The organism is Arcanobacterium pinnipediorum, from assembly GCF_023973165.1.
GTDB classification, from domain to species: Bacteria; Actinomycetota; Actinomycetes; order Actinomycetales; family Actinomycetaceae; genus Arcanobacterium; species Arcanobacterium pinnipediorum.
Genome location: NZ_CP099547.1, coordinates 308,524 through 323,531, shown reverse-complemented (window position 1 = coordinate 323,531; position 15,008 = coordinate 308,524). Strand labels below are relative to the sequence as shown.

Below are 15,008 nucleotides of genomic sequence, written 5' to 3'. Positions count from 1 at the left end.
CATGTTGTTTCGTCGCCTTGTCATCGATGGGGTTGGTCCGTTTGGTTCCCACCATGAACTTGACCTTGACTCGCTAACCAGCGGCGGGTTGTTCCTTTTAGAAGGTCCAACCGGCTCTGGGAAATCTTCTCTTATTGATGCGATTGTTTTTGCCTTGTACGGCGATACTGCAGGTAGTGAATCAGACTACAGCCGGATTCGCTCCACTCATGCAGATCCGAGTAAACCTTCGCGGGTTGAACTAGTCTTTACCGTCAGTGGTGGCACCTATCGAGTGATGCGCGAGCCGCGTTGGGATAAACCAAAACGTAACGGCGGATATACTGCAGTGTCAGAAAAAGCTACCTTGATGCGGATTTCTGAAACTGCTATTGAAGAAGAACAGTGGGATCAGGGCGAAATACTGGCTAGTGGAGCACGCGATGTTGGGGTTGAGTTGTCTAAGATTCTGCCGCTTACTCGCGCACAATTTGTCCAAACAGTTGTGTTACCTCAAGGCCAATTCGCTGATTTCTTGCGGCTAAAATCTGAAGAACGCTCCACCCTTCTTGAAACCTTGTTTAACACCGGTCCTTACCGTGAGTTTGCCACAGCGCTGCACCAACGCGCGGTTACAGCTAGTAAAAAGATAGAACAGCGCCGGCAGGTAGTTGTTGAGGCCACCGCGAGTTGGCTGGGTAATCCGGCTGTAGCCGAGTGGGAAGAAGATATTCGTCAGCTCGTCGATGAACTAGTTGATCCAGACCATCAAGAACTGCTTCAGGCACTTTCGAACGCCTCGCAGGTTCTCGATGAGCGCCAAGAACACAGTGTTGGTGAACTTAGTCGTTATACTCAGTTAGCAGACCAAGCCCGCGAAAAGCTCTCAGCAGAACAAGCATTAGCTGAGGCTATCGAGAAGCGGGCTAGCCTTCTCACCCAACAAAAAGATCTCGTGGAGCAAAGTGAGCATATTGCAGATAGTCGCAAGCTCATCGAGAGCCACTTTGCCTCGGTGGTGCCATTGGAGCGCCGGCGTGCTGTACTCGATGCTGATGCTGAGCTGAGCCAGCGCCGAGAAGCTTTAGTCAAAGCGCTCGCCAATATTGACGCTGTGCTCATCTCTTATGAGAATTCTTCAGATCAGGGCATTGAAACTCTTTTGGTAACCCAAACCACTCAGGCTGTAGAAAATCGATTTGAAGAAATAGATGAACGGTTGAGCTACCTACAAGAACTACACACTCTCGAAAAGGAAAACACTGCCCGCGAAGAGAGCATTACCGAACTAACTGATCTGCGCGAAACTTGCCGTGCGAAGTTACATGAAACTCGTTCGCGCCACGATGAACTTCCGCAACATATCACCCAAGCACAACAGGATTTAGACCAAGCGCGCCTTGTGGCAGATACGCTACCAATCATCGACCATCAACTCGATGAACTCAACGCAAAAATTCAGATCGCAGCACAGGCCGAATCTACTTTTGCACAGTTAGAAGAAGCTGAAACAACACATCAAGAACTGCTCGCAACTTTTGAGAAGCGAAACGCTGCCTATAGCGATATTAACACCCGTTGGGTTGCATCCCAAGCAGCTATCCTTTCGCAGCAGTTAGCTGCCGATACCCCCTGCCCGGTGTGCGGCTCGCTAGAACATCCAGCTCCTGCCCGGCCCCAAGCACAACATGTGAATAAGGCCGAGGTGGAACGCGCCCACGAAGAATTGGAAACAGCACGAACTGAGCTCGAAAGTTCATCTGCGCTCCTTACAGCTACCCGCACCGCATACGAGCATTGTCGCGAACAACTCGGGAAGGAGACCCCACTCACCCTCACAGCCAAGATCACTGAGATTAAAGCACAACAGAGCCAGGCACATTCTGCACAAGCAGACGTTGAAAAACTTGATGGTTTATTGGCAAAGTTGCGTGCCGAACATGAGCAAAGCTCCGTTGCTATGTCACGGCTGGAAGCAGAATACGAAAACCTCACTGCTGGCATTGCTAAAGAACAAGCAAAACTTGATAAAGATAGTGCACGCATCGCTAAGGAACGTGGCGATGCGGCCTCCATTAGTGAGCTGATAGCAACTTTGCGGCAGGATAAAAAAGATCTCTCAGCCGCTGTTAATGCCGTTTCCACCTACGATCAAACGCGCGATCGCGTGCGCGTGGCACGTCAGCATCTTCACGATGCGCTGCGGGAAGCAGATATGAGTGAAGATGAAGCCCGCCAAGCGTTTCTTGATAAACACCAACTAGAACAACGTCAAGCCGAAATCTCTGAATTCGACGCGAACTGGGCCCACGTCCACGGGCAACTCCAAGCACCTGATATCGCCACATTAACTGGCGAAGAAACCACCGCCGTCGCGCAACGCGCTCAGGAGTATGTAGCAGCTCAAGAACGCCAAGAACAATCAGCCCAGCAGGCTGCTATTACTCGTGAAGGTGCACTCACTGCACGTCGGCTCTTTAACAGCGTCGATACAGCCTTTCACGCCTGGCGGAAGGAAGTTGATGATTTAGGCCCACTAGCTCGTCTCGACCAGTTAGCACAAGCTGGCAAAGCTTCACATACCAATGTGAGTTTGCCAGTGTGGGTGCTTATGCGTCGTTTTGAGATGGTGATAGCCCATGCTAATGAATACTTAACTCGTTTCTCACATGGACGTTATGAACTTGTGCGTTCTACCGAGGCGGAAAAGGAACGAAAAACAGGTTTAGGGTTATCTATCATCGATTACGATGCTCGCGGTGAAGGCGTTAGTGAGGTTCGCTCCACACGCAGTTTGTCTGGAGGAGAAACATTCTATACATCGCTTTCCTTGGCACTTGGGCTAACGGATGTTGTGCAACAAGAAAATGGCGGGGTTCGAATCGATACGCTGATGATCGATGAAGGTTTTGGAACTCTCTCTAGCGATGTCTTAGACGAAGTGATGACTACGCTGAGTGAATTAGCTCGTGATGGACGCAAAGTCGGACTGATTTCTCACGTCGATGAACTCAAATCACGGATCGCAAATCAGGTCCATATCACTCCAACCAAAGGTGGCGGATCAACGATTAGCGTTATCAGTTAACGCAACGAAGAATCAAAGATTGGCTCTAGTCAAAGCTAAGGTGTTGGCGTTCACTAATGTCATACCACAGTAGTTCAATATCTCCGGTTGCTAAAAACGCTTCCTCGTCACCGTTAAGCGCTCGAGCAACTAAAGATTCTGATCCGGGCGCATCAATATGGAACGATTCGATCTCATTCCACTCCAGATCAGCTATTACGTCCTGTTCGGTTGGTAACTGTGGCTGCCGGACTGGCCGCACGATGTTGTCTGCTACTTCAGCTACGCCAACCACTCGCCGCAACGGCAGAGTGGAATTCTTATCCAGGAGGCGCAACGAATCGTCGGCTGCTGCTAATGTAGCGATATATTCATATCCTTCATTATCTTCGTCGGTGATCATTGCTCGAAGCTCAGCAGTAACCGCATGAACGCGACGTGCAGAAACTCGTGGGGCAGATAAATCGCTTAATGTCAATGGGATGTAGATACGCATATCTGCATTGTATCCTCAATCCAGCGACAAACTCGCTCTACGTCATGGCAATAGCCAGTCTTGGGATAGGCCTGCATCATAGATTTCCCTGCGATAAGCACTCGATCGAGTCGAGCATAGTCTTGACGAACACCAAAAATGGGCACTTGAGAAATACCTGCACTGTGGAGCACTTCGCGGGCATGGAACATTGGTTTAAGGCCCAGTGCGGAGGCTCGAACCGCAGTGAGTACAACGGCTTCGTGAGTAAATCCTTGGTCTCGAGTGGCATCCCAGTGTTCGATCAATCGCCGCAACCCCGTGGGCGTAGCTGAGGCAATATGTAGAACGATATCAGCACTTGCCAGAGCCGAACGCGTGAGAGCCCAGCGATCTATTCGCTCCGCGTGTTCATCTAAGCCGCCTGCTAAATCCACGAACACTCCACCAGGTTGAGCACAAAGAATCGGCCACATCCGATCTGCTACTGGACGCGAAATCTCACGCCATCGATGCCCAGTATTCATCCCAGCCAGCAATTCGACGTCGTTAAATTGTGGCGGGAGATCCGAAAGCATTGCCGATACGTTGGCTTCCTTACCTTGATCGATCATGCGGGCGACGCCGATGATTCCGGAGTTTTCTTCGACGTCGAAAAATTGTGCCAACGACGGCGAAGAGGCATCTGCGTCCACGACGCGTAGTGTGTGTTGGCGCGCCAATCTCACCGCACAATCGCGGATTAGCGACGACCGTCCATGTGAACCATGAGGTCCCCAAAACGCAACCAATGGACTGCGTGGCGATATGCTGCTACTAAGTTCACCGGAGTTGGGCCGAGGCGAAAAGGATCTTCCATCGTGCACTGCCTGCATCCGTGCCACAATCTCTCGCGGCGCGGGAGAAAGAATCTCAACATCTCCTAAAGAACGCAGATCGCGCGATGAGATGCGTTGCGAAGAATGTAGGCCATCGGTTGCAGTATTGAGAACAACTGCAACACCAACGTATTGCCGTAGCTCAGATATCAGTGTTAAATCTAAGAAATCAAGATCTTCAGAAATGATCGCCAAACTAGCTATGCGAGCACGAGCACCGGCAAGAACTTCTGCTAAATCAGCGCAACGACGCGCTATCAGATGCGTTTGGCCAGATTCAGAGAGCATTTCAACTACTGCCGAATCAATCTGAGCCGGTAGACATAACAAGACACTCACTAGTTACTACCTTCTGCAACAATAATAAATTCATCGCCGTTTCCCAGTGCAGTAATGACGCCTGCTATTCCAGCATCATTTAACCGGACATCAACAATTGGTCTGCCATCGGTCATTGCACGAGTTTCATGTACTAAGACAAAGAGCGCATGTTGGGCAACGATGCTGGCCTGACCATCATAGTGATGCGGGATTCGCCAAATGGTCACTTCTTGACCAGGCTTGAGATCCGATGAGACTGGAGCGGCTAACGATAGTGCGATCGTATTGCCTTCCTTTGCGGTTCCGATCGTGGCCTTGGGGAGAAACTCCCCTGGCGCTAGTGCACGTTGTGCGAATGAACCTTGTGGGATGTGGGACCCGTGAACATAGCTCGCAGCAAGATCTTGGGGCATTTCCACAAACGTGAACTGCTCGGCAGTTAAGTGGTCACCTGCTGCAATGTGGACACTGGCTTGAGGCACATAAACGCTTTGTGTTGGCTGTGCAAGTAGCCCACCAACCACACCTCCGCCCAATACTAGAACAGTGCCTAGTAAAATGCGCGGATCACGGGCTCGCTGAGTTATTCGCTGAATTGAAAGCATAACTTAATAATCTCAGTAATAACACCAACGCCAGAAAAGTTATCCACAGCTAGTTTTCCACAACCGTACGCCAACTGCGAATTTCGTACACCGTCGCGTGGAAAAAAGTGCCAAAATAGCAACATGCAAAAGTTTCTTACCATCGCGGACGTTGCTGAAAACCTTAGCGTCTCAGCCGGTCAGGTCCGCACTCTGATTAAAAATGGCGAACTGTCTGCGATCCAAGTTGGTGGCCGCGGGCAGTGGCGGATTTCGGAAAATGCAGTTGAAGAATACATTCAAGCTGCCTATGAAAAGACCCGTGAGAAAATCTCATCAAACAGTTTTGACGATTAGTTAGATTCAAACATCCCTACAGTATGCGGGTGATGATCTGCCAGGTAGATCATCACCCGCATTCTATTTCTCGCCTGACTATCTCGCCTAGCATCCTCACCTAGCGCAATCTTCATAGCGCACTACTCACAGCGCAATCTTCACAGCGCACTGCTCACAGCGCAATCTTCACAGCGCACTGCTCACCATTTTTACCCGAGCGAGAGGGATGTAACGCTCGGTTTGTCCAGCAGAAAAGTGCTCCGCCGTCTCGTAGGCCATAGACCACTGTGTCACAGCCGAGCTGGAGAGCACAATGTAGTCCATCCCCACCTCAACGAGCTGCCCGGTACTCATTTCTCTAACTCTATTGATCTGAACATTTTCCCCGATTAAACGACGTAGAACAGAGTTCATCGTAGGAACATACCGCGTCGTTTGCGCCAAGGCATGGCTCAGGCCCACAACGGAGTCTATCGCAGGCAAAGAGATAAGATGTTGCTGGGCTTGAGCTGAAAGTATCAACCAGTCAGCCCCAGATTCGATCACCATCCCACTTAGGTAGTGTTCATCGACTGCCACTGTAATGTAGCGCCCGCGCGCGCCGCGGATCCGGTCACTGAAACTGACACTAGCAGTTTCTGCTTGTGTGATTTCAGCTATTTCGTCTAATAGATGAGCGCGCTCTTCATTGCGGATTTGGGCGCCGATGCTCTCAATAATTGCTTCCCAGACCATGGTTTCGATTTTATCTAACCCGTAAAAACCTCCCGGGAACTTATCCACATTATAGATGCCGGGTGTACCCCCTTTTATATTTCTAAAAAGAACGAAAGAATATCAAACATCATTAAATAGTCGCTAAAGAGAGCCACGTATGAAAAAAGCATTAATACTACTCAGCTGTGCACTAACGTCCTCATGGGCTGCCGCCCAGCTCACTACACCCCGCCATTTCAGCGATGTTAATAGTCTTCTAGCTCTTTTTAGCCTCGTGATTCTTGCCGCCATGTTTTACTGGCACAGCTTCTCACATCTGCTGTTAGCTATTGCGAAAACCTACAATCTATCAACTGTTTTACGCTACGTTGCACGGTTTGGCTCGCCAAAAGCGCGCCATATCGCAGTGTCTGTCTTGCTACTCGCACCTACCCCTGCTTTCGCAGCCGCTGACAATCATCCTAGACCGCCGGAACCTCGAGCAGTATCGCAAGAATACGCGCCCGCGCAACACAGTCCCGAGCAACACAGCTCCGAGCAAACACCACAATCGTTACGACGTCGCATTATTGCACCCCACGATATAGCCCTAGCTGCACCCACTTCACTCCCTGCTCAGTCCACAGTCACCGTCTTACCAGGAGATTGCCTCTGGTCAATCGCTAATCGACTATTTCCCAACCTCTCTGATTCTGAACTCTCTACCAAAGTATTAGACCTCTGGGAAGCAAACCGCGAAACCATTAGCGAACCCAATCTCATTCATCCTGGCCAACAAATATTCATCCCCACACACGGAAAGTAAAGACCATGCCTAGCGCTCCCGCCTACAGTCTTCAGACTCAACAACCAGCTAGCTATCTGCCAGCACAGCAAACACTGAGTTATATGCCAGTTCCTGCCCAGACCTCTGCGCACTTCCAGCTCCACACTCCGGTAACTGAGCGCGACTACAGTTCGCCTCCCACCACCTCACTCGATCACCCCTTTGATCGTATTGCGATCATGATTTCCAGTGGCGAGCATATCGATGACGACGACGACCGCCGAGCTTTGGATAAACCGCTACCACACGAGCTGGCACCGGCAAAAACATTTGCGGCACGAGTGGTTGGACAAACCATCGAAGTTCTTCAAGGGCATCGACCAATTCGCCATCTACAATCCTGGTTGACGCCAGGAGTTTACCGCGCACTGGCTTCACGTGCCGGATTGAATCTACGGTTGCACGGGCCAGCATCGCGCTCAGCTCGCCCTGTAATTCGCCGGCTCTGTATCAACTATCCGCGGCGTCGCATCGCAGAAGTATCAGTTGTCATCCACGACGGATTTCGCATTCGAGCAGTGGCGCTACGCCTAGAGATTCGCCGTGAACGCTGGCAAGTAACCGCTCTCGAAATTGCCTAAATACAATGGTTGGGTCACGCGCAATATGCGCGTGACCCAACAATGACATTCTACTTAATTAAGCATAGGTATCACATTATTAAGCTAGGGTATAAAGCCCCAAGCTAGTGCGCGATAACCTTACTTGCGCTTTTTAGCTGCGCGACGCTGAGCACGATTCATCTGTGGAGCTTGGGAGCCGGCTGTGGTTTGCCCGCTAACCTCACGACCTTGCGCATTGGTTGCACGCGCATCACCTGAACCGTCCTTAGCCGAAGACGTGTAGGTCATCTTCGCAGCAGCAGATGGACGCTTGAGCCCAAGAATCTTCTCAGTTGCAGCCTTTGTTGCTTCTGACTTAGCTGCAGCCACAGCAGCGGCGGCGGCTGTTGGAGAGGCTCCTTGCGTTCCAATTAGCGCACCCTGGCGTGCGATGACTTCAGCAGCTTCACTGGCTTCTCGAGCCAAACGCTCTGAAGGTAACTCAAAGCCCATCAAGAAACTGACCGTCTCACTGCGGATCTGGTCATTCATTGACTGGAACATTTGGTAACCCTCTTGCTTATATTCCACAAGTGGGTTGCGCTGGGCCATAGCACGTAGCCCAATGCCTTCCTTCAAATAATCCATCTCATACAGATGTTCACGCCAATTGCGATCCAGGGTCTGTAATAAGACCTGGCGTTCAATATGACGCATCTGCTCATCACCTAGTTCTTCTTCACGCTCTTCATATTGGGCGTGAATATCTTCGATGAACTCATTGCGAATAATCTCTCGGGTGAGCAACTTCTGATCGCCATGCTCTTCAATGAATTCTTCTGGCGTAAAACTGGGCTTAAAATATTGGCGCATATCAGCCCACAACATATCCAAATCCCAGTCGTCTGCAGGACCTTCAGTGTTAGCTGTAACGATGTCATCAACAACAAAATCCATAAAGTTTTGGATCTGGTTCTCAACATCTTCCCCACTGAGAATTCGCCGACGTTCAGTATAGACAACCGTTCGCTGATCGTTCATAACGTCGTCATACTTCAACACGTTTTTACGCACTTCAGCGTTTCGGCCATCGAGTTGCGCCTGCGACTTTTGGATAGCATTGGCCATAATCTTAAAATCAAGCGGTTCATCTTGGGCACTGCTACGTAGCGTATTGACAATCGTTGGCCCGAAAAGTCGCAAGAGATCGTCGTCGAGAGAAAGATAGAAACGAGACTCGCCCGGATCTCCCTGACGTCCGGCACGACCACGTAGCTGATTATCAATTCGGCGTGACTCATGGCGCTCAGAACCCAAAACGTATAACCCACCAAGAGCCGTCACTTCGTCGTGTTCGGTGGCAACTTGATCTTTAGCGGCCTGCAAAATCTCTGGCCAACGCTCTTCGTATTCTTCGGTGTTTTCTTCCGGATCAAGCCCCAGCTTAGCCATCATTTCCACCGCAATATGTTCTGCGTTGCCGCCCAGCATGATGTCTGTACCACGGCCAGCCATATTCGTAGCAACTGTTACTGCATGTTTACGCCCAGCCATCGCCACCACTGAAGCTTCGCGCTCATGTTGCTTCGCGTTCAAGACCTCGTGCGGAATCCGGGCTTTCTTCAGCAGCCCCGAAAGCAGTTCCGAATGCTCAACCGATGCCGTACCAACCAATACCGGCTGACCTTTTTCAAAACGCTGCTTAATATCATCAACAATCGCAGCAAACTTCAACTCAGCATTCGCATAGACAATATCGCGCTGATCGATACGCGCAACCGGCTTATTAGTTGGGATCGGAACAACACCAATATCATAGGTGGAGGCAAACTCTTCTGCCTCGGTTTCCGCAGTGCCGGTCATACCCGATAGTTTGTTATACATCCGGAAATAGTTTTGCAAGGTAATGGAAGCCAAGGTCTGATTTTCTGCCTTGATTTCCACCCCTTCTTTAGCTTCAATAGCTTGATGCATACCATCGTTATAGCGTCGCCCAGGCAAAACACGGCCGGTATGCTCATCAACGATCAACACTTCACCGTCACGAACGATATAGTCCTTATCGCGGTAGAAGAGTTCTTTGGCCTTAATCGCATTATTGAGATAGCCGATCAACGGAGTATTGACTGACTCATAGAGGTTATCAATCCCCAGCATATCCTCGACCTTGTCGATTCCCGCCTCTAAAATACCTGCGTTGCGTTTCTTTTCATCGACTTCATAATCAGTGTCCCGGCGCATGTTTTTCACCGCGTCAGCAAACGCCACATACCACCGGTTAGCATCGCCATCGGCCGGCCCTGAAATAATAAGCGGAGTACGCGCTTCGTCGATAAGGATGGAATCTACTTCGTCGACGATGGCGAAATTATGACCACGCTGGACCATCGAGCTTTCTTCCATCGCCATGTTATCGCGCAAATAATCGAACCCAAACTGGTTATTCGTACCGTAGGTAATATCGGCAGCGTATTGCTGGCGGCGCTGATCTGGGGTTTGACCTTCTAAAATACAACCAGTAGTCATACCTAAGAATCGGAATACTCGCCCCATCAACTCAGACTGATAGGAAGCCAAGTAGTCATTGACGGTAACGATATGGACGCCGTCGCCGGACAAACCGTTGAGATAAGCCGCAAGTGTTGCAACCAGAGTCTTGCCTTCACCAGTTTTCATTTCGGCAATATTACCGAGATGTAGCGCCGCGCCACCCATAATCTGCACGTCATAATGGCGCTGACCTAGAGTACGCACCGAGGCTTCTCGCACCGCAGCAAAAGCATCAGGCATGAGATCGTCAAGCGTCTCCCCCGCGGCGATCCGCTTGCGGAACTCAGCTGTGACGGCTTTGAGCTCCTCATCACTCATCTGTGAGTAAACGTCTTCAAGCAGATTCACTTGGTTTGTGATAGCGTTAAGCTTTCTCAAAATCCGGCCTTCACCGGCTCGAAGAAGCTTATTGAGAAGATTGCGCACGTATGACTCCTTGGTTCTGGCGTTGAAAATAAAACGCATATACTATCTGTTATTCTACTCTGATTTGTGGCATCACGAGTAGTTACGTGCGTCAAGTTCACCTCAAGCGTGGCGTTTTGTTTCGCTTCGGCATGGCGCACAACCGCGCACTATGCGAGCCGATCCACCATTGCTCGTGCGAAGGATTCAAGCGCATAGCGCACTTGGCCATCCGGGACGATTTCTAGATGAGTTAAAGCCTCGTCAATCCACTGATGAGCAAGCATCCGGGTTTCTTCAACAACACTATGCGAGCGCAAAAGTTCGACGACGACGGCGAGATTATCGCCTTGCGTCAGGTCACGTTCATCAAGATAGGATAAAATTTCGCGCCCCATCTCATCCAACGTGCCATTGGTTGCATGGCGGCGAAGTAATAACGTTGGCATCGTAGGAACGCCCTCTAATAGGTCTGTTCCCGGTGTTTTTCCGGTGACTTCTGGATCAGATACTAAATCAATAACGTCATCAGCAATCTGGAACGCAACCCCAACTTTTTCGCCAAACTGAGCAATTTCTTCCGCCAACTCATGGTCGCCACCCGAATACAAGACGCCGTAGCGTCCCGATGCGGCAATCAACGAACCCGTTTTATCTGCCAACACTTGGATATGGTGTGCGATCGGATCTTCACCAGCACGCGGACCAATCGTTTCATGGAGTTGTCCCATACACAACCGCTCAAATGTTTGCGCATGAAGCAACACTGCTTGCGGACCTAGTTGAGCAACAATGCTCGAAGCTCGCGCAAACAACACATCACCAGCCAAAATAGCTGAAGAGTTGCCATAGATATATTGCGCTGAGGGAACACCGCGACGCAGTGGAGCATCATCCATTACGTCGTCGTGATATAGCGTTGCCAAATGGGTCAACTCAACCACAACAGCAGAATCTAAGACTTCTGGATCTGCTGGACGTGGCCCGAGTTGGGCAGTCAAAAGGCATAATGCAGGCCGAAGCCGCTTCCCTCCAGCCATAGCTAGATGGGAAGTGGCTTCGTCTACAACAAGATCATCAACTTGGACAGCCTCGCGCAACGCTGACTCTACTTTCTCCATCCGGGAAGAAAGTTCTTCAACAAGAGCTGAAGACTGCTGATCAAATAGTTTCGAAATAAGACTCACTAGAATATACCCGCAATGAAATCGAGGATCGGACTTGGGAAGATACCTAGCACGATAGTACCAGCCAGTGCAACACTGATGGCAACTAAACTCAGACCTTCGGAAGAAACAACCTCAATGTGATCTTCAACAGGTTCGGTGAAGAACATAAGTTGGACCAAGCGGAAGTAGAAGAACGCAGTAGCAACTGAGGCAATGATCGCAATAATAACCAGTACGCTATCGCCAGCAACGATACCGGTAGCAAATACTTCGAACTTACCAATGAAGCCGGCTGTGAGCGGGATACCAGCAAAGGACATCAAGAAGACAACCATAGCTGTGGCTAGGAACGGATGGCGTTTACCCAAACCGGCCCAGTGCGAAATCGTAGTTGCTTCACCCAAAAGGTTTCCATCTGCGTCTTTTCCACGCACGAGAGTAACCACGCCGAAAGCACCAATTGTTGCTAAGCCGTATGCTAACAGGTAGAAAACAATGGCGGCTAGCGAAGCAAGCTGAATGCCTTGGATACCAGCTAACGTAGCATTTACTGCGATCAGAATAAAACCAGCATGGGCGATGGACGAATACGCTAACAACCGCTTGATATCAGTTTGGACGAGACCCATCACGGTACCAACAACAATCGTTGCAATGATAATGACCCACATAAAGATACCAAACGCATCAGGCACACCGCCTACGATCCATACGAAAACGCGAATCATCGCAACGAATGCCGCTGCTTTGGTACCTGCTGCCATGAAGCCGGTGATCGGCGTCGGCGCTCCTTGATAGACGTCAGGAGTCCAAGAGTGGAAGGGGGCTGCACCGACTTTGAATAGTAAGCCGATGACGAGCATAATCGCACCAACCGCCAAGAACATCACGGTTGCTTGTTCTTGGCGAGCCAAAATAGCAACGCCATAGAAGCTCAACGTTCCAGTTGCCCCGTAGATAAATGCCGCACCCATCAAAAATACTGCCGACGAAAACGCCCCTAGGAGGAAGTACTTCAGCGCAGCTTCTTGGGATAGGAGTCGGCGACGCCGAGCTGTCGCACTCAATACATAGAGCGGAAGTGATAGCAGTTCGAGCGCGATGAACATCGTGAGTAGATCGAAGGCTGAGACGAAGGCCATCATGCCACCGGTAGCGAATAAGGCGAGAGGGAAAACTTCGGTTTGTTCCCGACCTGCTTCGGTTGATTCACGCTCTTGGGCAGAGCCTGGGCGCGTAGCTGCCGAAGCCGCAAACGCGCCATCACGAAGCACGCTGCGATCTGCGATGAGCATGAACGCCAAGAATGCACATAGCACGATGACGGCTTGCCCCAGAATGGAGATACTATCTTCGACTAGGGATACCCCGGAAAATGGCGCACTTTGTGAAAAAGACAGTGGGCGTAACATCCCTGGATTTTCTTGACCAGAAAGTTCCATCCAACGCCACACAACAACGATGAACGTCGCAGTGAGTGCCACGAGAGATAACCCGATTTGAGCCACGCGACGCATAGACCGGGGAAGAAAAGCTTCGAACAAAGTACCCAGAACTGCCGCTCCCAATACGATGCCGAGTGGTAACGTAGCAAGCCAATTAACCGTGAGATTCACTTGGTGCTCCCTTCAATCGAAACTTGAGCGTTGTCTGGTGTTGAAACGGCAATGATCGTAGAGTTTTCTGCCACCGGAGTGACTAGATCTAGAATCGGTGCTGGATAGAATCCCAAACCGAGCATTACAGCGATAAGAACGCCCATCACCGTCTTTTCACGTCCGCCTAAGTCTGGAACGTCCACGTGTGGTTTTGGTCCAGTAAAAGCGCGCTGGTAGGGCAACAAGATATACAGCGATGCCAGAACTACCCCAATAGCTGCCACAATAGCAGCGTATGGACGCAAGCTATACGTTCCCATCAATACCAGGTATTCGGGGATGAAGCCGGACAATCCTGGCAAGGCAATTGTTGCCAGACCAGTAATTAAGAACGAACCAGCAAGAACCGGGGTTACTCGCTGCCAGCCGCCATAATCCGAAATCAAATATGACTTGCCTCTGCGCTCAAGGAAGCCAATGACCAAGAACAAGCCTGCTGTACCAATACCGTGCGCAACCATATACAAGATTGAACCAGACAGCGCCAAGGCCGAACCTGAGAAGATACCCATGACGATAAAACCGAAGTGGGAAACCGAGGTGTAGGCAACCAAGCGCAACATGTTATCTGAGGAAATTGCCATCAGCGCACCCCAGATAATTGAGATAACAGCCAAGGTGATCACCACTGGAGCGGCAACTAAAACAGCGTGCGAGAATAGTGGCAAACAAATAGCGATCATGCCAAAGGTACCCAGCTTATCGAGGATGCCAACTAGCAACGTCGAGGTACCAGGTGATGCCTGTTGCGCAGTATCTGGAAGCCAGGTGTGTACCGGCCACATGGGGGCTTTGATCGCAAATGCGATGAAGAATGACATGAAGATCCACATTTCAGATGTGTCTGTCAAACGCAAGGTTCCAGCGATGTCGTCGAGAACAAATGCGCGCGGTCCGCCACTGCCATAGGCATACACTGCGATAACACCAGCAAGCATAATCAAGCCACCAGCAAGGGAGAACAGCAAGAACTTCATCGCTGCTCGAGTGCGTTGAGCTCCCCCGTAGCGACCAATCATGAAGTAAACCGGAATGATGAGCGCTTCGAAGAATACATAGAACAGGAAAATATCACGAGCCGAAAACAGCCCGATCATAATAGCTTCCAATACTAATACCCAAGCAAAGTAGCCAGAATCTTGAGTCGATTCGAAATCGTTCCATTCTGCAAGAATAACGACGGGGACTAAGACGGTTGCCAAGGCAAGCATCACAGCTCCCATGCCGTTAATGCCCCACGTTATCGTCACACCGATTTGTGGAATCCACGCATAGGTCTCATACAGCTGGGTAGAACCAGCCTGCGCAAGATCGAAACTGGTAGCAAAAGCAGTAACGAAACCAGCAAAGACAAGGATTGAGATCGCCAACGAGAACTGGCGCGCAAATGCACGAAGTGGTTTAACCAGCCATAAGACTATGCCTGAAATGAATGGAATCGCAACGAGGATCGTGAGCCACGGAGCGCTTGTTTCAATGATGTTCATGTGAATATTTC

General features: G+C 50.3%; 12 protein-coding genes. 4 read left to right on the top strand and 8 right to left on the bottom strand.

Going from position 1 to position 15,008, the window contains the following annotated elements; translation table 11 throughout:
- Position 1 precedes the first annotated feature (1 nt).
- Positions 2 to 3,067: an AAA family ATPase gene (locus NG665_RS01365; RefSeq protein WP_252673534.1), complete on the top strand. Its 3,066-nt coding sequence runs from the start codon at positions 2 to 4 to the stop codon at positions 3,065 to 3,067.
- A gap of 25 nt (positions 3,068 to 3,092) precedes the next feature.
- Here NG665_RS01365 and NG665_RS01360 read toward each other — a convergent pair whose 3' ends face one another.
- The 3 genes from NG665_RS01360 to NG665_RS01350 are packed head-to-tail and all read right to left on the bottom strand — an operon-like array spanning position 3,093 to position 5,325.
- Positions 3,093 to 3,542: a DUF6912 family protein gene (locus NG665_RS01360; RefSeq protein WP_252673533.1), complete on the bottom strand. Its 450-nt coding sequence runs from the start codon at positions 3,540 to 3,542 to the stop codon at positions 3,093 to 3,095.
- Positions 3,521 to 4,738, bottom strand: coding sequence for a CpaE/TadZ family protein (locus NG665_RS01355; RefSeq protein ID WP_252673532.1), 1,218 nt, complete (start codon positions 4,736 to 4,738; stop codon positions 3,521 to 3,523). The genes NG665_RS01360 and NG665_RS01355 overlap by 22 nt, the downstream gene beginning before the upstream one ends.
- Complete coding sequence (locus tag NG665_RS01350) at positions 4,738 to 5,325, bottom strand: CpaB family protein (RefSeq protein ID WP_252673531.1); 588 nt, start codon at positions 5,323 to 5,325, stop codon at positions 4,738 to 4,740. The genes NG665_RS01355 and NG665_RS01350 overlap by 1 nt, the downstream gene beginning before the upstream one ends.
- A gap of 123 nt (positions 5,326 to 5,448) precedes the next feature.
- Between NG665_RS01350 and NG665_RS01345 the strand changes: the two genes are divergently transcribed.
- Positions 5,449 to 5,661 (top strand): helix-turn-helix domain-containing protein, encoded by a 213-nt coding sequence (locus NG665_RS01345; RefSeq protein WP_252673530.1) that lies wholly within the window; start codon positions 5,449 to 5,451, stop codon positions 5,659 to 5,661.
- Between the two features lie 168 nt (positions 5,662 to 5,829).
- Here the strand turns inward: NG665_RS01345 and NG665_RS01340 are convergent, their stop codons facing one another.
- Positions 5,830 to 6,378: a hypothetical protein gene (locus NG665_RS01340; RefSeq protein ID WP_252673529.1), complete on the bottom strand. Its 549-nt coding sequence runs from the start codon at positions 6,376 to 6,378 to the stop codon at positions 5,830 to 5,832.
- A 139-nt stretch (positions 6,379 to 6,517) separates the two neighbouring features.
- Here NG665_RS01340 and NG665_RS01335 point away from each other — a divergent pair, with 139 nt between their 5' ends.
- Both NG665_RS01335 and NG665_RS01330 read left to right on the top strand, forming a co-directional pair.
- Positions 6,518 to 7,165 (top strand): LysM peptidoglycan-binding domain-containing protein, encoded by a 648-nt coding sequence (locus NG665_RS01335; RefSeq protein WP_252673528.1) that lies wholly within the window; start codon positions 6,518 to 6,520, stop codon positions 7,163 to 7,165.
- Positions 7,166 to 7,170: 5 nt separating this feature from the next.
- Positions 7,171 to 7,767 (top strand): Rv3235 family protein, encoded by a 597-nt coding sequence (locus tag NG665_RS01330; protein WP_252673527.1) that lies wholly within the window; start codon positions 7,171 to 7,173, stop codon positions 7,765 to 7,767.
- A gap of 120 nt (positions 7,768 to 7,887) precedes the next feature.
- On the opposite strand, the gene secA is transcribed toward NG665_RS01330, so the two are convergent.
- The 4 genes from secA to NG665_RS01310 all read right to left on the bottom strand — a co-directional run bounded on the left by secA (position 7,888) and on the right by NG665_RS01310 (position 14,997).
- The gene (secA, locus tag NG665_RS01325; protein ID WP_252673526.1) at positions 7,888 to 10,743 is read right to left on the bottom strand and encodes a preprotein translocase subunit SecA; all 2,856 of its coding nucleotides are present in this window, start codon (positions 10,741 to 10,743) and stop codon (positions 7,888 to 7,890) included.
- Between the two features lie 110 nt (positions 10,744 to 10,853).
- Entirely contained in the window at positions 10,854 to 11,804 is a 951-nt protein-coding gene (locus tag NG665_RS01320) for a polyprenyl synthetase family protein (protein WP_252674057.1), read from the bottom strand.
- 65 nt (positions 11,805 to 11,869) lie between these two features.
- Positions 11,870 to 13,468 (bottom strand): NADH-quinone oxidoreductase subunit NuoN, encoded by a 1,599-nt coding sequence (gene nuoN, locus NG665_RS01315; protein ID WP_252673525.1) that lies wholly within the window; start codon positions 13,466 to 13,468, stop codon positions 11,870 to 11,872.
- Positions 13,465 to 14,997, bottom strand: coding sequence for an NADH-quinone oxidoreductase subunit M (locus NG665_RS01310; protein ID WP_252673524.1), 1,533 nt, complete (start codon positions 14,995 to 14,997; stop codon positions 13,465 to 13,467). Before NG665_RS01310 ends, nuoN begins: the two co-directional genes overlap by 4 nt.
- Positions 14,998 to 15,008: the final 11 nt, after the last annotated feature.